Origin of the sequence: Flavobacterium sp. (genome assembly GCF_003525665.1) — a bacterium.
In the GTDB taxonomy this organism is placed as follows: domain Bacteria; phylum Bacteroidota; class Bacteroidia; order Flavobacteriales; family Flavobacteriaceae; genus Flavobacterium.
Genome location: NZ_DQDX01000029.1, coordinates 3,628 through 23,964 on the forward strand (window position 1 = coordinate 3,628; position 20,337 = coordinate 23,964).

General features: G+C 32.3%; 21 protein-coding genes and 1 pseudogene. 13 read left to right on the forward strand and 9 right to left on the reverse strand.

What is annotated here, in order from left to right; genetic code table 11:
- From recJ to DIU01_RS02000, 6 genes are all read right to left on the reverse strand, one after another.
- On the reverse strand, positions 1-1,375 hold a 1,375-nt coding region (gene recJ / locus DIU01_RS01975; RefSeq protein ID WP_290831584.1), incomplete at its 3' end, for a single-stranded-DNA-specific exonuclease RecJ.
- A 135-nt stretch (positions 1,376-1,510) separates the two neighbouring features.
- Positions 1,511-1,969, reverse strand: a complete 459-nt coding sequence (locus DIU01_RS01980; protein ID WP_290831585.1) for a hypothetical protein — start codon at positions 1,967-1,969, stop codon at positions 1,511-1,513.
- 75 nt (positions 1,970-2,044) lie between these two features.
- Positions 2,045-2,365, reverse strand: coding sequence for a HopJ type III effector protein (locus tag DIU01_RS01985; protein WP_290831586.1), 321 nt, complete (start codon positions 2,363-2,365; stop codon positions 2,045-2,047).
- A gap of 73 nt (positions 2,366-2,438) precedes the next feature.
- Positions 2,439-3,629 (reverse strand): AAA family ATPase, encoded by a 1,191-nt coding sequence (locus tag DIU01_RS01990; RefSeq protein ID WP_290831587.1) that lies wholly within the window; start codon positions 3,627-3,629, stop codon positions 2,439-2,441.
- A gap of 165 nt (positions 3,630-3,794) precedes the next feature.
- The gene (gene rsmI / locus DIU01_RS01995) at positions 3,795-4,466 is read right to left on the reverse strand and encodes a 16S rRNA (cytidine(1402)-2'-O)-methyltransferase (RefSeq protein ID WP_290831588.1); all 672 of its coding nucleotides are present in this window, start codon (positions 4,464-4,466) and stop codon (positions 3,795-3,797) included.
- The gene (locus tag DIU01_RS02000) at positions 4,467-5,552 is read right to left on the reverse strand and encodes a hypothetical protein (RefSeq protein WP_290831589.1); all 1,086 of its coding nucleotides are present in this window, start codon (positions 5,550-5,552) and stop codon (positions 4,467-4,469) included.
- A 101-nt stretch (positions 5,553-5,653) separates the two neighbouring features.
- On the opposite strand from DIU01_RS02000, the gene DIU01_RS02005 reads away from it, so the two are divergent.
- The 12 genes and pseudogenes from DIU01_RS02005 (at position 5,654) to DIU01_RS02060 (ending at position 16,978) form a co-directional block, all read left to right on the forward strand.
- Positions 5,654-6,280, forward strand: coding sequence for a thymidine kinase (locus tag DIU01_RS02005; RefSeq protein WP_290831590.1), 627 nt, complete (start codon positions 5,654-5,656; stop codon positions 6,278-6,280).
- Between the two features lie 66 nt (positions 6,281-6,346).
- Entirely contained in the window at positions 6,347-6,610 is a 264-nt protein-coding gene (locus DIU01_RS02010; RefSeq protein ID WP_290831591.1) for a DUF6364 family protein, read from the forward strand.
- Positions 6,607-7,029, forward strand: coding sequence for a PIN domain-containing protein (locus tag DIU01_RS02015; protein WP_290831592.1), 423 nt, complete (start codon positions 6,607-6,609; stop codon positions 7,027-7,029). Before DIU01_RS02010 ends, DIU01_RS02015 begins: the two co-directional genes overlap by 4 nt.
- Entirely contained in the window at positions 7,026-9,470 is a 2,445-nt protein-coding gene (locus DIU01_RS02020; protein WP_290831593.1) for a bifunctional UDP-N-acetylmuramoyl-tripeptide:D-alanyl-D-alanine ligase/alanine racemase, read from the forward strand. Before DIU01_RS02015 ends, DIU01_RS02020 begins: the two co-directional genes overlap by 4 nt.
- A gap of 51 nt (positions 9,471-9,521) precedes the next feature.
- Positions 9,522-9,773 (forward strand): hypothetical protein, encoded by a 252-nt coding sequence (locus DIU01_RS02025; RefSeq protein WP_290831594.1) that lies wholly within the window; start codon positions 9,522-9,524, stop codon positions 9,771-9,773.
- A 42-nt stretch (positions 9,774-9,815) separates the two neighbouring features.
- Positions 9,816-9,914: pseudogene (locus tag DIU01_RS15575) on the forward strand (leucine-rich repeat domain-containing protein); the annotation flags it as partial.
- Between the two features lie 123 nt (positions 9,915-10,037).
- Complete coding sequence (locus tag DIU01_RS02035) at positions 10,038-11,834, forward strand: T9SS type A sorting domain-containing protein (protein WP_290831603.1); 1,797 nt, start codon at positions 10,038-10,040, stop codon at positions 11,832-11,834.
- Positions 11,835-11,987: 153 nt separating this feature from the next.
- The gene (gene mscL / locus DIU01_RS02040) at positions 11,988-12,389 is read left to right on the forward strand and encodes a large conductance mechanosensitive channel protein MscL (protein ID WP_290831595.1); all 402 of its coding nucleotides are present in this window, start codon (positions 11,988-11,990) and stop codon (positions 12,387-12,389) included.
- Positions 12,390-12,550: 161 nt separating this feature from the next.
- Complete coding sequence (locus DIU01_RS02045) at positions 12,551-13,540, forward strand: aspartate-semialdehyde dehydrogenase (protein WP_290831596.1); 990 nt, start codon at positions 12,551-12,553, stop codon at positions 13,538-13,540.
- Between the two features lie 92 nt (positions 13,541-13,632).
- On the forward strand, positions 13,633-13,977 hold the full coding sequence (locus DIU01_RS02050) for a hypothetical protein (RefSeq protein ID WP_290831597.1): 345 nt from the start codon (positions 13,633-13,635) through the stop codon (positions 13,975-13,977).
- 42 nt (positions 13,978-14,019) lie between these two features.
- On the forward strand, positions 14,020-16,398 hold the full coding sequence (locus DIU01_RS02055) for a TonB-dependent receptor (RefSeq protein ID WP_290831598.1): 2,379 nt from the start codon (positions 14,020-14,022) through the stop codon (positions 16,396-16,398).
- Positions 16,399-16,408: 10 nt separating this feature from the next.
- The gene (locus tag DIU01_RS02060; RefSeq protein WP_290831599.1) at positions 16,409-16,978 is read left to right on the forward strand and encodes a type 1 periplasmic binding fold superfamily protein; all 570 of its coding nucleotides are present in this window, start codon (positions 16,409-16,411) and stop codon (positions 16,976-16,978) included.
- 55 nt (positions 16,979-17,033) lie between these two features.
- On the opposite strand, the gene DIU01_RS02065 is transcribed toward DIU01_RS02060, so the two are convergent.
- Positions 17,034-17,837, reverse strand: coding sequence for a TIGR00266 family protein (locus DIU01_RS02065; RefSeq protein WP_290831600.1), 804 nt, complete (start codon positions 17,835-17,837; stop codon positions 17,034-17,036).
- 185 nt (positions 17,838-18,022) lie between these two features.
- Between DIU01_RS02065 and DIU01_RS02070 the strand changes: the two genes are divergently transcribed.
- On the forward strand, positions 18,023-18,388 hold the full coding sequence (locus DIU01_RS02070; RefSeq protein WP_290831601.1) for a DoxX family membrane protein: 366 nt from the start codon (positions 18,023-18,025) through the stop codon (positions 18,386-18,388).
- Positions 18,389-18,423: 35 nt separating this feature from the next.
- Here DIU01_RS02070 and mtgA read toward each other — a convergent pair whose 3' ends face one another.
- Positions 18,424-19,149 (reverse strand): monofunctional biosynthetic peptidoglycan transglycosylase, encoded by a 726-nt coding sequence (gene mtgA, locus DIU01_RS02075; protein WP_290831602.1) that lies wholly within the window; start codon positions 19,147-19,149, stop codon positions 18,424-18,426.
- Positions 19,150-20,262, reverse strand: a complete 1,113-nt coding sequence (locus DIU01_RS02080) for an FAD-binding oxidoreductase (RefSeq protein ID WP_290831604.1) — start codon at positions 20,260-20,262, stop codon at positions 19,150-19,152. It abuts the gene before it with no gap.
- Between the last annotated feature and the right edge of the window lie 75 nt (positions 20,263-20,337).

Sequence of the window (20,337 nt, forward strand, 5' to 3'; positions counted from 1 at the left end):
CAAAATCAATTTCGGCATCCACAGAAATTTCTGGAATTAATAAATCGGGAGGAATGGTTTTTTGAACTTCTGCTTCAAAGGCATTTTTAAAAATTTGATAGTTTTCTTCTTTCAAAGTCATTCCGGCAGCATACATGTGTCCACCAAATTGCTCTAAATGTTCAGCACAAGCTTCTAAGGCATTATAAACATCAAAATCTTTTACAGAACGCGCCGATGCGGCTAGTTTATCGCCACTTTTTGTGAAAACAATCGTTGGTCGATAATAAGTTTCGGTCAATCGTGACGCTACAATTCCAATCACGCCTTTGTGCCAACTTTCATGATAAACAACGGTTGTGAATTTTTCTTTTTCATTATTTTGTTCAATTTGCGAAAGCGCTTCAATCGTGATTTGCTTGTCTAAATCTTTTCTATCGGCATTGTATTGTTCAATTTCTGAAGCAAAAATTTCGGCTTGTTCCAAATTGAATTCGGTTAGTAAAGCAACCGCTTCGTTACCGTGTTTTATTCGTCCAGCAGCATTAATTCTTGGTGCGATTATAAAAACAACATCAGTTATTGTCAGTACCTTTTTCTTTACATTTTGAATCAAAGCTTTAATTCCAGGTCGCGGATTAGAATTTATAACTTCCAATCCGAATTTGGCTAAAACTCGATTTTCACCTGTCATTGGAACAATATCTGCGGCAATTGCTGTGGCAACCAAATCTAAATACACAATCAAATCGTCTATCGTTTGGTTTCGATTTTCGGCTAAAGCTTGAATTAGTTTAAAACCAACGCCACAACCGCAAAGTTCATCGTAAGGATAAAAGCAATCGGAACGTTTTGGATCTAAAACCGCAACAGCATTGGGCAATTGTTCGCCGGGACGGTGGTGATCACAAATGATAAAGTCAATGTTTTTGGCATTTGCGTAAGCTACATGATCGATGGATTTTATTCCGCAATCTAGCGCGATTATTAACGAAATTCCGTTGTCGTCGGCGTAGTCAATTCCTTTATAAGAAATTCCGTACCCTTCGTCGTATCTGTCTGGAATGTAAGTAGCAACATTTAGGTAAAAACTTTTTAAGTACGAAGAAACTAAGGAAACAGCAGTTGTTCCATCAACATCATAATCGCCAAAAACTAGAATATTTTCTCCGTTTTCAATGGCTTTTTCAATACGAGAAACGGCTTTGTCCATATCTTTCATTAGATACGGATTGTGTAAATCGGATAAACTAGGTCTGAAAAATGTTCGCGCTTGTTCGTAGGTTTCAACTCCGCGCTGAATTAATAAAGTTGCAATGGTTTCATCGACTTGAAGTTCGTTTTGTAGTTTTTGAACTTGTTCTTTTTCTGGCTTTGATTTTAATGTCCAACGCATAGGATATTAGATATTAGATTTTTGATATTAGATTTTGGCTTGTATGCTTTGTAAATGTATGAAAATATTTATTTAGTATCGAAATTTTTTTGAACGCGGATGACACAGATTTAACGGATTGACGCAGATTTTAATTTATTTATCTTCAACTTTCATTGCGGTAAATCTATGAATTCGAATTCCGTGATAAGTCTCTCTTAAACGCAAAATATTAATTCGCATCATTTTTTTAAAAACACTATCATTCAAATTTTTGTTGTCATCATCTTTTAAAAACTTTAATGGAATTCCAAAAACTTTAGCAACAGAATCTCTGAATTTTAATGCTTTCTCATGATTTGAAAAATCTAAATTTTTCAATTTTTCATCAATACTTACTGAAATTTTATACAGACTATCATATCTTTTTCTTTCTAAACTATCATTCTTTATGTCATAACAATATTTATAATAAATGCTATTTAAAGTATTCTCGTCTCTGATAATACTCTCTTCTAGTTTACCATACAAATATTTATAGCTATCATCTTCCTCTTTCGTCTCACAAGAAAAAATGATTACTGATACTAATAAAATGGTGAAATATTTTTTCATGATTTATTATGTAAAGAATTTAAGAATAAACTAAATAACTGACAAGATTAGATTTTGGGTTATTTCTAAAATTATTTAAGATTTCAACTTCAAAGCTTCACCTTCAAAAGAAATTCCATCCCATCCAAAATTTATAAAATTTCTAATGTTTTGATGGTCATTTCCTTCTGGATGTTTTAAAACATCGTCAAAATAATAACTTCCAAAAAGAGCTAAAGTTTCATCTTTTTCTAATTGATGTAATTTTGCGAAAGCGAAAATTTTACAAGAACCATTATTGTCACCAGCATTATTAATTTGATTTCCGTTTTTGAAAGTAGTTGGCGTGAAATTATAATTTGTATCGATGTAAGCGATGGTTTCTTGAAACGATTTTTTGTTTATTAGGTCTTTCATTTTATTTGCTCAATATTATTTTTCTTGATAATTGCTTATGATTTTTATGATGTTTATCAAATGTATAAAAAAATCAATACATAAAGCCAAACAACCAAACCGGAATATTATTTCCGAAGCCAATTTCGATGCTGTCTTTTGCCACAAACGCATTTTCTAATGTTGCAATTTGCTTTTTAGATTTGTTTTTACCGCCAATTTCGAAAGTGTATTTTTTGTCAATCATAAAATCTGATGCTTCTGAAAGATTGATTTCTCTAATGCCTTTAAACTGATTTAAGAAAAATGTTTCTCGAACATTTCCAATATTGATGTTTTCTTTGGCTAACACATACATTAAATTGGTGTTGTTTAAGAATAGTTTTTCGGGTTTTGTTAAAACACCAATTCCTGAAGTGTCTTTGTACAATTCATTAACCAATCCTGCACGATCTAAAATTTTTATTGCTTGAATTAATGTGTTTCTAGAAACGCCAACTTTCTCACTAAGTTTTGTGATGTTTGGAGTGAACGGTGTACTTGAAGCAATAGAAATTAATAGTTTTTTTAATTTTACTAAGGTTTCATAATTCAAATCTTCCACCGCATTAATGTCAATTTCTATGATTAAATTGATGGTATTTAGTAATTTCTGATTGTAATTCGCTTCACTTTCTTTAAAATAAGGGTAGGCTCCAACTTTTAAATATTTTGAAAATAAGGCAAGTGGTTTTATTTTTTGGAGTAAAAGGGAAGCAATTTGGTTGTGATTTTCTAAAATTTCTTCAAACGATTTGGTGGGTAGTTCGATTCCTGTTTCTAAAGCAATGAATTCTCTAAAAGACAATTCTTTAAGATTATAAGAAACTGCTCTTCTGCTCAAATCAGATTCAGCTTTGTAAATTTCTAACATCGATGACGAAGTGAAAATTATATTTAATGATGGAAAATTATCGTAAATTAATTTTATTTCTCGCGACCAATTTGGATATTTATGAACTTCGTCTAAAAGTAAATATACACCACCATTATCAGAAAATTCTTTGGCTAAATAGTATAATTTGTTTTCAAAAAAATAAAGGTGATCTAAACTAACGTACAATGTTTTGCTCAAATCAAATTTTTTCTTTGCAATTTGTAAAAGCAACGTTGTTTTTCCAGAACCTCGTGCGCCTTTAATTGCAATTAATCTATTTTTTAAATCGATGCTATTAACAAGATAGCGCTGAAAATCTAACGATAATTGCGAAATTTTTTGCTGAAATTCATATTGTAATTCTTCCATTGTAGACTATTTTACAACGCAAATGTATAAAATTGTTAAGTAAGAACAACGATTTTACATATAAATCGTTAATTATAAACAACAAAATATTATGTTTATTGTTGATATAAGTTAACAAAATATGCGTTTTAGACTAGTAAAAAACTGAATACTGAAAACTGAACACTATTTTTTCCCACCAACAACTGCAACAATTTCACCTTTTGGTGGTTTTGCTTCAAAGTGTTTTAAAACTTCGTCAGCTGTTCCTCGAATGGTTTCTTCGTGTAGTTTAGACAATTCTCTTGAGATTGAGACTGGTCGTTCGGCTCCAAAATACTGTACAAATTCGGCTAAAGTTTTTACTAATTTATGAGGCGAAACGTAAAAAATCATCGTCCGATTTTCTTCGGCTAGCGCTAAATAACGTGTTTGTCTTCCTTTTTTTTCGGGTAGAAAGCCTTCAAAAACAAATTTGTCATTGGGCAAACCACTATTGACCAAAGCTGGAACAAAAGCGGTTGCGCCAGGCAAACAATCGACTTCTATATTATTTTCTACACAAGCGCGCGTTAGTAAAAATCCGGGATCAGAAATGGCTGGCGTTCCGGCATCGCTAATTAACGCAATGGTTTCACCTGCTTTTAATCGGGAAATTAAATTTTCTACTGTTTTGTGTTCGTTGTGCATGTGATGGCTGTGCATGTGTGTGGAAATCTCAAAATGCTTGAGTAATTTCCCACTCGTGCGCGTGTCTTCGGCCAGAATTAAATCGGCTTCTTTTAGAACTCGAATGGCTCTAAAAGTCATGTCTTCTAGGTTGCCAATTGGCGTGGGAACAATATAAAGTTTTGACATTTATTTAAACTTACGTTCTACCAATTCCATGAAACGCTCTTCAAAATCGTCTTGACCTTTCCAGTTGTTATAGTCGGGCTTTACCATTTCGTCAATGAAATTTTTAGCATCAGAATACGTATCAAACGTATTTAATTGCGATAAAACACGGTTGAAATCTTCGCTGCTTTCGTTGAATAAATATTTTACAAAACCTACGCGGTCGTTCAATCCGATATTGATTCCTTGTGCTAATTTTTCGTTTAAAATAGAAACTTTTTCATCAACAACAACTTCGGCTTTTTCTTCAACAATTTCCTTTTTCGGAACTGATGCAGTTACATCATTTGGTTTTACAAAAACCGGTTCGCTATAATTATGACCTAATAAATCTTCAAATGAAATTTGATTTTGTTTTGCTTTTGGTTCTTCTGCCTTTGGTTGTTCAACTTCAGTTTCTTCTTCTGAAGCTAATTCAAAAATGGGTTCAAAATCTAAATCGTCTTTTGCTTCAATTACTGGAATTTCTTCTTCAACTTCATCTTCATCCTCAACAGTAATTTCACCAACAATAACTGGTTCTTCAACTTCATCAGCAACTGGTTCATCGGCAACAGCTTCTTCTTGAACTTCTGATTCTTCTGCTGCAGCTACAATTTCTTGCTCTTCAACTTGTTCTTCCTTACTGTCAATCTGAACTTCTTCCACTTTGTCAATCTGAACTTGTTTCAGATTCTCATCATCCGTTTTTTCAATCTGAACTTCTTCCACCTTGTCAATCTGAACTTCTTCCACCTTGTCAATCTGAACTTCTTCCACTTTGTCAATCTGAACTTCTTCCACTTTGTCAATCTGAACTTGTTTCAGATTCTCTTCTTCAACTTCTGGAGTTTTTGTCTCTAACGATGCAACAAGTTTTTCCTCTAAATCTTCTTGAGCAACAGTCGCTTTTACTTGGTCGTAATTATCACCATAAAACTTTAAAATAGTTAAGGTTTCATATAATTTTTGAGTTTCTAGATACAATTGATCTACTTCCGATTTATTTTTTAGCTTTAAAATTCGGTGTGCAATGCTGATTAATTCGGCTTCCAATCTTTTTTTCATAACTTTTGAAATTATAGTGACTAGCTTAAGTTGATTTATTATAAATTTGTTTTTTACAAAGTAATAAAAACAATTCCTTTTTTAAGGTCTAAAAATACAAAATGTTTCTCGAAAATACAGTAAATCACAAAGAACAATTTGGTTGGATAGAAGTTATCTGCGGTTCCATGTTCTCGGGAAAAACCGAAGAGCTTATCCGAAGGTTAAAAAGAGCTCAATTCGCCAAGCAAAAAGTAGAGATTTTTAAACCTGCCATCGATACTAGATATGATGAAGAGATGGTGGTTTCTCACAACAAAAACGAAATTCGTTCAACTCCAGTTCCTGCTGCTGCAAATATTGCTATTCTGGCTCAAGGATGTGATGTTGTTGGCATTGACGAAGCACAGTTTTTTGACGACGAAATTGTGAAAATCTGCAACGATTTGGCCAATTCTGGAATTCGAGTAATTGTTGCTGGACTTGATATGGATTTTAAAGGAAATCCGTTCGGACCAATGCCAGCGTTAATGGCAACTGCCGAATATGTAACTAAAGTTCACGCTGTTTGTACAAGAACAGGAAATTTAGCCAATTATAGTTTTAGAAAAACAGACAACGATAAATTGGTGATGTTAGGTGAAACCGAAGAATATGAACCATTAAGTCGTGCGGCTTATTACAACGCTATGCGTGAGAATTTAGAGGTGAAAGACGCCGAACATTTATCGGAAGAGAAGAAAAAATAGAAATTTAACAAGTTGCACGGAAACTTTTTCTATTTTTGTACGTATAACAATTAAAGCGCTGTTATTATGGATACTAAACTCACCCTAAAACTAGATAAAGAAGTAATTGAAAAAGCTAAAGAGTATGCAGCTAAGCAGAAAGTTAGTCTTTCTTGGCTATTTGAAAATTATCTAAAAGCTATTACTTCAAATAATAAAGAAGAAACTGAAGAAACTGAAATTTCAGATTTTGTAAAAAGTATTTCTTTAAAAAATGGTGGAATTCCTTCCGATTTTGATTATAAAAAAGACAGACAAGATTATTTGATAAATAAATATAATTCATTGTGAAATTATTTTTAGACACCAATGTAATGATTGATTTAATTATCATTAGAAATCCTTTTTACACAACGATAGCAAAAATCATCAATATTGCTGAAAAAAATAAGATAGAATTATTTACTTCTTCTTTATCATTTGTTAACACTTTTTACGTTGCTTCTAAGGTAAATCCAAAAGAATTAGTCCTAGAAACATTAAAGAAATTCAGAATTATTTGTAATGTATCAATCATAGATGAATTAAATATTGATAAAAGTTTAATTTCAGATTTTGAAGATTTTGAAGATGCAGTTCAATATAATAGTGCTGTTTATCATGATTGTGATTATATAATTACAAGAGATAAAAAAGGATTTAAAAGCTCAAAAATTACTGTTATGACTCCTGAAGAATTTCTTGTTTATTTCGAAAAAAACCAACTTTGACACTTTCCATACGAAATATCATCCCAATCATTAAAGCCCAATTCGTTGGAACTAATGAAATAGCCATCATCGACTCGGTTTCTATCGATAGTCGATCGTTGCAAAATAGCGACAGTACTTTATTTTTCGCAATTATTGGACCCAATCACGACGGACATTTTTACATAGCCGAACTTATAGAAAACGGCGTGTTAAATTTTGTTGTAAATCACATTCCAAAAGAGTTGGAAGGCAAAGCTAATTTTTTAATCGTTGAAAATACGCTTGATGCATTGCAGACTTTTGCTGCATTTTACAGAAGTAATTTTGATTTTCCAATCATCGGAATTACTGGTAGTAACGGAAAAACCATTATAAAAGAATGGCTCAATTTTTTATTAAGTCCTGATTATAACATTATTCGTTCGCCCAAAAGTTATAACTCACAAGTTGGAGTGCCACTTTCGGTTTTGGGAATTAATGAAAAGCACAATCTTGCGATTTTTGAAGCTGGAATTTCCTTGAAAAACGAAATGGAACATCTTCAAAAAATCATTCAACCAACTATTGGAGTTTTATCGAATATTGGTTCGGTGCACGATGAAGGTTTTGAAAGTATTGGTGAAAAAATTAAAGAAAAATTAAAACTTTTTACTTCGGTTGAGGTTTTAATAATGAATAAAAATAAAACTATTGAAGCGTTTTTAAATCCAAAAATAAATACCTTTTCTTGGAGTTCAGACGATAAAAGAGCCGACGTTTTTATCATTGCTAAAGAATCATCCGATAAAACCGAACTCAAAATTACCTACAAGAAATTTTGTTTCGTTATTACAATTCCGTTCAACGATCAGGCTTCGATAGAAAATGCGATTCAATGTTTGATGGTTATGTTGTATTTCAATTACAATCAGGAAGTGATTCAAGAACGAATGTTACTTTTGTTTCCAGTTGAAATGCGATTGAAAGTTAAAAACGGAAGCAACAATACAACGCTTATTGACGACAGTTATAGTTCTGATTTTCAGTCGTTAAAAATTGCTTTAGATTTTCTGGAAAGTCAAAAACAATATAAAAAGAAGACGTTAATTTTATCCGATATTTTTCAATCGGGTTTGGTTTTGGAAGAATTGTATTCTAAAGTTTCGCAATTAATTGTATCTAATAAAATCCATCGGGTAATTGCCATTGGTGCAACTATTTCGAGTTTTAAAAGTAAGTTTCCGAACTGCTTAGCATTCGATTCTACTCAAAAATTTATTGATGCCATTGATACTATTTCATTTGAAAACGAAACCATTTTAATAAAAGGAGCAAGGCATTTTCACTTTGAAGAAATCGTTTCTTTGTTAGAAGAAAAAACGCATGAAACAGTTTTAGAAATTAATTTGAATGCCATAAGTCATAACCTGAATTTCTATAAATCTAAACTGAAATCCGAAACCAAATTGATGGTTATGGTAAAAGCGTTTGGTTATGGAAATGGCGGATTTGAAGTTGCAAAATTACTTTCGCATCACAAAGTAGATTATCTTGGTGTGGCTTTCGCCGATGAAGGAATTTCGCTAAAAAACGCCGGAATCGATTTGCCGATTATGGTTTTGAATCCAGAGAATACGAGTTTTTCTGCGATAATTCAGCATCAATTGGAACCCGAAATTTATTCGATAAAAGGATTGAACGCTTTTTTAAAAATTGCCGAAAGCAAAAAATTACAGCATTTTCCAATTCATATCAAGTTAGATACAGGAATGCACCGATTGGGATTTGAAGAAGAAACCATCGATGAATTAATTGCAAAACTCAAAGGCACTAAATTGGTGGAAGTGAAAAGTATACTATCGCATTTGGCAACCAGTGACGATATGAAATTTGTAGATTTTACGCTTTCGCAAATAAAATTATTCGAAAAATTATCTTCCAAATTAATGGAAGAATTACAGATAAATCCAATTCGTCATATTTTAAATACTTCTGGAATTTCCAATTTTCCTCAAGCGCAATACGATATGGTACGACTAGGAATAGGACTTTACGGAATTTCTAACGATGATGACGAGCAAAAATCACTACAAAACGTAGGAACGTTAAAATCGATTATTTCTCAAATTAGAACCATAGACGAAGGCGAAAGTGTTGGTTATGGCAGAAGATTTATGGCGACAAAAACTACCAAAGTCGCCACAATTCCAATAGGTTACGCTGACGGAATTTCTAGACATTGGGGAAATGGTAATGGTTATGTAGTTATAAAAAACAAAAAAGCACCCATTTTAGGAAGCGTTTGCATGGACATGTTGATGGCGGATATCACCGAAATTGATTGCAAAGAAGGAAGTGAAGTAATCATTTTTGGAGAAAACCCAACGGTAAATTTCATGGCAAAACAACTAGGCACAATTCCTTATGAAATAATGACAAGTATCTCGCAACGAGTGAAAAGGGTGTTTTATCGAGAATAATTTTTTTCTTACAAAACATTATTTATATTTGATTTATAATTACTTACCTCTATGAAAAAACTTTACTTTTCTTTATTGACTTTGTTGTTATGTTTTGTTGCTAATGCGCAGATTGTTAATATTCCTGACGCTAATTTTAAGGCGAAGTTGTTGAGTGCGAGTTCTGATAATCCTGTTGCTTCAAATCAAATACCTGAAAATTATTATGGTTCGGTTTCTACTTATAACACAATAGACACTAATAACGATGGTGAAATACAAGTTAGCGAAGCATTAATGATAAAATTTCTAAGTGTAAACTAATCTAATATATCAAATTTACAAGGAATAAATAGTTTTTCAAATTTGGTAACTTTAAGTTGTAATAATAACCAAATAACAAATTTAAGCTCAATTAATGGTTTAACAAATTTAAAATTTTTGGATTGTTTTAATAATCAAATTTCAAGTTTGAATGTGAGTAGCTTAACAAATTTAAAAAGTTTATATTGTGTTTATAACCAAATTTCAAGTTTAAATGTAAATGGTTTAATAAATTTATCTACGATACAATGCTTTGAAAACCAATTGTCTACTTTAAATGTAGATGGTTTAACAAATTTAGAGACTTTATATTGTAGTGATAATCAATTGGTAAATTTAAATGTTAGTGGCTTATTAAATTTGAAACATTTAGATTGTAAAAATAATCAATTATCAAATTTAAATGTTAGTGGCTCAATTAATATAATTAACTTATACTGTGAGTTCAACCAACTGACAACTCTAAATTTAAGTGGCTTAACAGACTTAGAACATTTAGAATGTTACAATAATTTTCTTACTTCATTATTTTTGAATGGGATTACCAATCCAATTAATTCTTCTGTTATTCAATTAAACTTTTCTTCAAATCCAACTCTTGAATATGTATGTGCTGATGAAGAAGATATACCATTTGTTCAATCAAAGATAAATCAATACGGCTATTCCACAACATGCCATGTTAATAGCTATTGTTCATTTACGCCAGGAGGAACTAATTACACAATTCAAGGGAATAACAAACTTGATGGAAATTCAAATGGTTGTGATGCAACAGACGGTTTTTATCCAAATTTAAAATTCACAATAACTAATGGTACAATTTCAGGTACTTTAATTTCTAATGTTTCTGGTAATTATTCAATTCCTGTTTCTGCAGGAACGCATACCGTTACACCATTATTTGAAAATCCAAGTTATTTTACGTCTTCGCCAACAAGTGCGACAGTTACTTTTCCTGCGACTACAAGTCCATTTAATCAAAATTTTTGTATAACACCCAATGGCGTTCGACACGATTTGGAAGTGGTAATAATTCCGATTGTTCCTGCTCGACCAGGATTTGATGCAAAATATAAAATCAAATACAAAAATAAAGGAAATCAAAGTGAAACGGCAACTATAGTTTTTAATTATAGCGATTCTGTTTTAGATTACATTGCTTCTACATTAGCGCCAACGACAACAAGTACAGGTTCGGTTTCATGGAACATTGGAACAATTACTCCTTTTCAAACTGGTGAATTTGTAGTAACTTTAAATGTAAATTCGCCAATGGAAACGCCTGCTGTAAATGCAGGTGATATTTTGAATTATACAGCTGTAATTAATGGTTTAAATACCGATGAAACACCAGTTGATAATACTTTTTCGTTACGCCAAACGGTTGTAAATTCTTATGATCCAAATGATAAAAGGTGTTTAGAAGGAACAACGATTAACCCAAGTATGATTGGGCAATATGTTCATTATCAAATTCGATTTGAAAACACTGGAACTTTTCCAGCAGAAAATATTGTTGTTAAAGACATGATTGACACGACAAAATTTGATATTGCAACATTACAAATAACCGATTCATCGCACAGTTGCGTTACAAGAATTACAAACCCTAATAAAGTTGAATTCATTTTTGAAGACATCAATCTTCCTTTTAATGATGCAACAAATGATGGTTACGTAGTTTTCAAAATTAAAACTAAGTCAACTTTGGTTGTTGGAAATACCATCAGCAATTTGGCTAATATCTATTTTGATTATAATTTTCCTATTGTAACAAACACTGCAACAAGCACGTTTCAAACTTTGGCAAATAACACTTTCAATTTAGATAATTATTTGAGTTTGTCACCAAATCCTGCTAAAGACATTTTGAATTTGAATATTCAAGATTTTGAAAACATACGATCCATTAACATTTATAATATGTTAGGACAATTGGTTCAAATTACTACAAATCCACGTACTTCTATAAATGTTGCTGATTTAAAAACAGGAAATTACATCATTAAATTGCATACAGAAAAAGGCGAAATCAGTGGGAAGTTTATAAAAGAGTAGGGTTTTTTTATTTTTGTCATTGAGATTTATGTACTATTTTATTAAAAAATTAGAGAATTTTTACATTAAGTAGTACTAATTCTACAAAAAAATATAATATTATGTTAATTTTTTTAATTAGTTTTGCACCAATAACCAATAAAAACAAAAATCATGTTAAAAGAGTTTAAGAATTTTATTATGACTGGCAATGTAATTGAGTTTGCTGTTGCAGTAATTATGGCAGGTGCAGTTGGCGCAGTTGTTAATGGGTTTGTTGCTGATATAGTGATGCCATTAGTAGGGATGTTAACTGGTGGTGTAGATTTTTCTGCACTTAAGTATGTTTTAGCTCCAGAAGTTAAAGATGCTGCAGGAGCAGTAACTAGCCCAGAGAATGCAGTTCGCTACGGTGCTTGGATTAATTCAATTGTGAGTTTAGTTGTAGTTGGATTCGTTATGTTTATGATTGTAAAAGCTTACAACAAAATGAAAAAACCAGTTGAAGCTCCAGCTCCAGCAGGACCAACTCAAGAAGAATTGCTTACTCAAATTAGAGATTTGTTAAAAAAATAATAAACCGCTACAGTATATATTCTAATTTATACTGAACTAGTTTCAGTACTTAACCGCTTCATAATTGAGGCGGTTTTTCTTTTTAAAGAAAGTTGATAAACTAATTGTTTTTCTATCTACTTTTGTACTTCAAAAATTTATTAAAATCTAAATATATTTATATGAAAGTTGCTGTTGTAGGCGCAACCGGAATGGTTGGCGAAGTGATGCTTCAAGTATTGGCGGAAAGAAATTTTCCTGTAACCGAATTAATTCCTGTTGCTTCAGAGCGATCTGTTGGTAAGGAAATTGAATTTAAGGGTAATAAGTACAAGGTAGTTGGTTTACAAACAGCAGTCGACATGAAAGCAGATATTGCTTTGTTTTCGGCTGGAGGAGAAACTTCGCTAGAATGGGCTCCAAAATTTGCAGCAGCAGGAACAACTGTAATAGACAACTCATCGGCTTGGAGAATGGATCCAACTAAAAAGTTAATCGTTCCAGAAATCAACGCATCTGAATTGACAAAAGAGGATAAAATTATTGCCAATCCAAACTGTTCTACAATACAGATGGTGATGGTTTTAAATCCGTTACATAAAAAATACAATATCAAACGCGTTATCGTTTCTACATATCAATCAATTACTGGAACTGGTGTAAAAGCTGTTCAGCAATTGGAAAATGAATATGCTGGAGTTCAAGGCGAAATGGCGTACAAATACCCAATTCACAGAAACGCAATTCCACAATGTGACAGTTTTGAAGAAAACGGTTACACTAAAGAAGAGATGAAACTGGTTCGTGAAACTCAAAAAATTCTTAGTGACAGAACGATTGCTGTTACTGCAACGGCAATTAGAATTCCGGTTGTTGGCGGACATAGTGAAGCTGTGAATATTGAGTTTTCTAATGATTTTGATGTAAATGAGATTCGTTCTATTTTACATCATACCGATGGAGTTGTGCTTCAGGACAATAACGATACTTACACATATCCAATGCCATTGTTTGCACAAGGTAAAGACGATGTTTTTGTGGGTAGAATTCGCCGCGATGAAAGCCAGCCAAACTCACTAAACATGTGGATTGTTGCCGATAATTTAAGAAAAGGTGCTGCTACCAATACTATTCAAATTGCAGAATATTTAGTGGCTAACAAATTGGTTTAGTCTTTTATAAATTATAAATCGTTTGAGTTTTCAATTCATAAAAATTGTTAATTCAAACGATTTTTTATTTTCAGTTGTTTACATTTGCGCTTATGAAAAGAAAATATTCCATAGGAAGTTTTTTGTTCGGATTGATAGTATTCCTTGCAATACTACTTCAGTCTGTTCACTCTTTTCATCATCTAGAAGAAGCATTTGCTACAAAAGAATGTCATCACAATTATTCTGAAAACACTTCTCAAATCACACACAGTCATCATTTTGATCATTGTTTTGCTTGCGAATTTACTTTTAGTTCGGCTGTTGATACTTTTCAAAAAGCTACCAAATCAAAAATCAATTTTGTAAACAGCAAAGTATTTTTCTTTGTTGCTTCCAATGATATATCTTTCTTTAAAGGAAGTTCTTTTTTACTTCGCGGTCCACCCATTTTATAGTTTATTTCACCCTATAAGTGTTAATGAATTAGTAAAATAACTATGCAAAAATTCAGTTTGGTTTTTTGTTTTTTGTGTTTTGGACTTGTTTTTAGCCAAAATACAATTAGCGGAAAAATAGTCAATGAGAATGATGTAGCTCTCGATAAAGCGCACATTCACATCGCATCAAAATCTACTTTAAGTAAAAAAGACGGATTCTATTCTTTAAGTAATATTCCCAACGGACAAGTGAAAATTTTAATCACTTACGTTGGCTATAAATCTATCGATACCTTACTTACTATCAACGGAAATCTTGAGTTAAATTTTCAAATGAAAGTGAAACGAGAAATGCTAGATGACGTTGTTGTAAAACATAAGGATAATTATCACAATCTTTCGGTTAACGAATTGAAGATTAAAGAAAAGACTATTGATAAATACAGCAGTCAGTCCTTGGGAAATGTTCTAAAAGAAGTTTCTGGAATTTCTATTCTAAAGAGCGGAAGCACGATTGTAAAACCGGTTATCAATGGATTGCACAGCAGTAGGGTTGGTATTTATAATAACAATGTTAAACTTGAAGACCAACAATGGGGAATGGAACATGCTCCAAACCTTGATGTAAATGCTGCTGGAAAAATTTCTGTGATTAAAGGTGCGTCTGCTTTGCAATATGGTGGCGATGCTATTGGAGGAATTGTTATCGTTGATCCAATTTCAATAAAGAAAGACACGCTTATTGGCAAAACTATAGTAACCACAGAATCTAATGGTCGAGGCGGAACTATTTCATCAAGTTTGCATAAAGGTAATTTTTGCGATTGGACTTGGAATGCACAAGGTAGTTTCAAATACTATGGAGATAGAGAGTCACCAGATTATGTTTTGTCAAATACTGGAAACCGTGAAGCTAATTTTTCTGGAGATGTAAAGTACATTGGAAAGAAATATGATTTTTCGGCTTTTTATAGTTTGTACAATGCAACAATCGGAATTTTGAGTGCTTCTCACATTGGGAATGTTACCGATTTGTATAATTCGATTAACAACCAAACGCCTTCTGTTGTTGAAGATTTCACTTATTCGATTAAAAATCCGAAGCAGAAAGTGCAACATCATCTAGCAAAACTCAATTACAATTATTATCTAAAGGATGGTGAAACTATTAGTTTTCAATATGCTTTTCAATTCAACAATAGAAAAGAGTTTGATTTAAGAACTGGAGTTGAAGATTCTAGACCTGCATTAGATTTAGATTTGATGACACATTCTTTTAATGCCGACTATAAATTGAGTTTTGATGCTTGGGATGTAAAATCGGGTGTGATGGGTTTGTTTCAAATTAATTCTGCAAATCCTAATACTGGCGTTCGACCATTGATACCTAGTTATAATAAGTTTGATGCCGGAATTTATGCTATTGTTGACAATCATATTTCAGAACATTTTTCGGTTGAAGCTGGAGTTCGTTATGATTTTTCAACTATTGAAGCAACCAAATATTATTTGAAATCACGATGGACTGAACGAAATTACAGCCCAGAATTTGATTCTTTTATAGTTGAAGATTTTGGCACACAATGGTTGACTAAACCCAAGTTTACGTTTCATAATTTTTCAGCAAGTTTGGGAACACAGTATTCTTTTGGTAAGGATTATGAGTTGTATTTTAATGTTAGTCATGCGGTTCGAAATCCAAATCCTTCTGAGTTTTTTAGTGATGGATTGCATCATTCTAGTGGTATGATTGAGTTGGGCGATTTGAGATTAAAACAAGAAAAATCCAATAAAATAAGTACTTCGCTTAGCAAGAAATTTCAAAGTTTTAACATTAATATAAGTCCGTTTCTAAATTACATTGAAGATTATATGTTCTTGAAACCGGTTGGTTTTGAAACGACCATTCGTGGTGCTTTCCCAGTTTGGGAATACCAACAAACTAATGCATTGTTAGTAGGAATTGATTTCAATTCGGAGTGGAAAATTACGGAGAATTGGCAGCATAAATTATTGCTTTCTTACGTAAACGGAAAGGACAAAACCAACGATGATGCAATTATTGATATGCCACCTTTGAATATTTCTAATAGAATTCAATTTAATAAAAAAGAATGGAGCAATTTATCGTTAGAACTTCAAAGCGAAATGGTTTTTAGACAAACACTTTTTCCAAATAACAACTTTGATACTAACATTGTTGTTGATGGTGAGTTATTTCCAGTTGAGGTAAACATAAGCCAGCCTCCATCGGCGTACCATCTTTTGCATTTTAGTTCAGAGATTCAAGTAAAAACCTTTAAAAATTCGTTAACAACTATAGGGTTTTCAGTATTTAACCTTTTAAATACTAAATATAGAGATTATTTAAACAGACAACGTTTCTACGCCGATGAAATGGGTAGGAACTTTCAAATTCAATTAAAATTCAATTATTAAAATTAAAATCATGAAAAAAATACAATTCCTTACTGCAACTAAAATTTTATTCGTTTCACTAACTGCAATTGCTATAACATCTTGTAGCGATGATGATAACGGACCTGTAAATGAAGAAGAAGTGATCACAACTGTAACCACAAGATTAACAAATGGTTCTAGTACAATTACGCTAACTTCGAGAGATTTAGATGGTGATGGTCCGAATGCTCCAGTTTTTACAACTTCGGGTAATTTAGCTGCGAATACTGTTTATAATGGTGAAGTAAGTTTTTTAAACGAAACAGTGACTCCAGCAGAAGATATCACTGTTGAAGTTGAAGAAGAAGGAGAAGATCATCAAGTTTTTTATCAAGCTCCAGCTGCAATTGGAACTTTTGGTTACACCGATTTAGATGGTAACGGAAAACCAGTTGGTTTAACTTTTACTCTTACAACTGGTAATGCTGGTTCTGGAAATGTAATTGTAACCTTAAGACATTTGCCAAATAAATTAGCGGCAGGCGTTGCTACTGGTGATATTACAAATGCTGGAGGTGCAACTGATGCTTTAGTTACTTATCCTGTTGTGATTCAATAAATCAAACTTTATTCTAAACAAAAAGGGCTTTTCATTTAATTGAAAAGCCCTTTTTTTAAAATTTATTATCTCCATCTAACAATCGTCCAATTCCGCCAAGTAAACTTCCTTCATCGCGAGAATTCCCACCCGATTTTGGTGCCGACGCTATAATTCTATCGGCTAATCTACTAAATGGTAACGATTGAATATAAGCCGTTCCTGGTCCGCGAAGTGTAGCATAAAACATTCCTTCGCCTCCAAAAATCGTGTTTTTAATTCCGCCAATAAATTCAATATCATAATCTACATCTTGCGTAAAACCTACGATGCAACCAGTGTCAACTTTCAAGATTTCACCCGAAGCCAATTCTCTTTTTGCTAAAGTTCCGCCCGAATGTACAAAAGCCATTCCGTCGCCTTCTAATTTTTGCATAATGAAACCTTCACCACCAAAAAGTCCGCGGCCTAATTTTTTAGAAAATTCTATTCCAACAGAAACGCCTTTTGCGGCACACAGGAATGCATCTTTTTGGCAAACAAATTTTCCTCCAAATTGTCTTAAATCAATGGGAAGAATTTTTCCTGGATAAGGAGATGCAAAGCATACTTTACTTTTATTGTTATTCTGATTTAAATAAGCAGTCATAAAAAGGCTTTCACCGGTTAAAACTCTTTTTCCTGCTGAAAGAAGTTGTCCAAAAATACCACTTTGTTGTTGGGTTGAACCATCGCCAAAAATAGTTTCCATTTTAATTCCGTTGTCCATCATCATGAAACTTCCGGCTTCGGCAACTACTATTTCTTGTGGATCGAGTTCGATTTCAACATATTGCATTTCTTCTCCAAATATTTGGTAATCTATTTCATGAGCTTGCATAATAATTGATTTTAAGGTTTATTTCTATTAGATGATGATTTGGTAAAAAAGTTACAGATATGCAATTTTTAATTTTATACAAAATCAATAGTGTAAAAAATTAGATATAAATATAAGTATAATGTAAAAAATTAATTATATTTTTACCATATTACTAATCAATAAATTAAATATGTATGAATTCAATGTTTACTAAAATTATTAGAATTGTGTTAGGAATTATGCTCGTTTTATTTGGTGCAAATAAGTTTTTTGGTTTTATTCCTTTGCCAGAATTACCAGAAAAAGCGGCAAGTTTCATGACTTCGCTTGGTGCAACTGGATATGTTTTAAAAACAGTTGGAGTTTTAGAAATTTTAATAGGAGCGATGCTGTTATTGAAAAAATGGGTAGCATTTGCACTAACATTGTTGGCGCCAATATCAATTAATATTTTGTTATTTCATCTATTTCTTGATGTAGCAGGAATTGGCGGAGCCTTACTAGTGACCGTTTTAAACGGAATTTTAATCTACAAACATTGGCCACAATATAAATCGTTATTTCAATAAAAAAACAAAGTCCCGATAATTTCGGGACTTTGTTTTTAGTATTCTATTTTACCAATTTGTCGCATTACTCGTACTATTTTTCCTTTTCGTCTTTCTATATAAGAACTAGAATTAGTGGCTTTATATTTTCTTGGATTTGGCAAAATTGCAGCAATTCCAGCGGCTTCTCTTGTGCTTAAATCGATTGCTTTTTTCGCATACCAGTATCGTGCTGCTTCTTCTGCGCCATAAACGCCATTGCCCATTTCTATTGAGTTGAGGTACACTTCCATAATACGTTCTTTACCCCAAATTAATTCTATTAAAACAGTAAAATACGCTTCCAATCCTTTACGAATGTAACTTCTTCCTTGCCAAAGAAAAACGTTTTTGGCAGTTTGTTGTGAGATAGTACTTCCGCCTTTCAATTTCTTGCCTCGATTGTTGTTTTTGAATGCTTTTTGCATGGCTAGAAAATCAAAACCATTGTGTTTTAAAAAATTTCCATCTTCACTTGCAATCACTGCTTTTTGAAGATTGGGTGAAATTTCATCCAATGAAACCCAGTCATGACTTAAAATGGCGTCTTTGCCATCTATTTTATTTTCTATAACTCTTGTAAACATTAATGGTGTGAATGGAACAGGAATCCATTTGTAAATGATTACCAATAAAATTGACAGTCCAAAAAACCAAAGCATCGATTTCCAGACGAATGTTTTTAGCTTTTGAAAAAAAGTTTTGTTAGTAGTAGTTTTTGGTTTGTTTTTTTTTGTAGCCATCTATAGTAATTCTGCTAATTCTTGTCCGATTAAACTTCCTATTGCAACACCCATTCCGCCTAGGCGAACACCACAATATACATTTTCTGATAGTTGTGAGACGATAGGATTTTTGCTATTTCCCATGCCCATAATGCCACTCCAGCGATGTGCAATTTTAAAATCTTGATTTGGTAAAATTACATTTTTTAATAATTCTTCCAATCGATTCTGAATTAAATCGGTTTGCGATAAACTCGTTGTGGTTTCGCCTTCAAAATCTAAATTTCGTCCGCCGCCAAGTAGAATTCGATCTTCAAAATTCCTGAAATAATAATAGCCTTTATCCAAATGAAAAGTGCCTTTTATGTCTAAATTCGGAATTGGTTCGGTAATTAAAACTTGTGCTCGTGCTGGTTTTACAGCGTTGTTTGTTAGTTCTGAGGCAAATCCGTTGGTGGCAAAAAGCAATTTTTTAGTTTCAAATGAATAACCATTCACTACAACTTCAACACCAGTATTTTTATCAGAAAAAGAAGAAACTTCAGCTTGATTTAAAATTAGAATGTCTTTTGAAATCGCCTCTTTCATTACAGCTTGCATCATGTTTCCAGTGTCAATCTGACCTTCAAATTGATTGAAAATTGAATATTCTTTTATGTTTTCAAACGCAAATCGATCGACTTCTTTTGCAAAAACATCGGTTTTAAAAAATGGTTTGAGAATGTCGTTTATAAAAGGTAGTTTCTGTAAACATTCGTTATAAGTATTTTCGTCTTCTTTTAAAAACAATTCATATCCGCCATAAGGTTTAAAATCTATGACAGAATCTCCAAGTCGTTTTCGCAATAACTGCAAACCATTCCATCTTTTTTGAATCAAATTTAAAACGTCTTCTTCTGAGTGTGTTTTTAAGTCGTCAATAATTTCTGACAAGCTTCCAAAACAAGTAAATCCTGCATTTTTTGTGCTTGCTCCTTGTGGTAAAATTCCTTTTTCAAGAATCAAAATTTTGCTGTTTGGAAATCGCTCACGTAAGTTTAAAGCGCAGTGTAAGCCAACAATTCCGCTTCCTACAATAGTGAAATCTACATTTGAAAACCAGTTTTTAATTTCCCAATAACTTAAGTTCATTGCCATTCAAAATTTTTATAAAAATAGTATTTTTTATTTTTTAGTGCCGAATTATTTTTTAGAAAACAATTAACC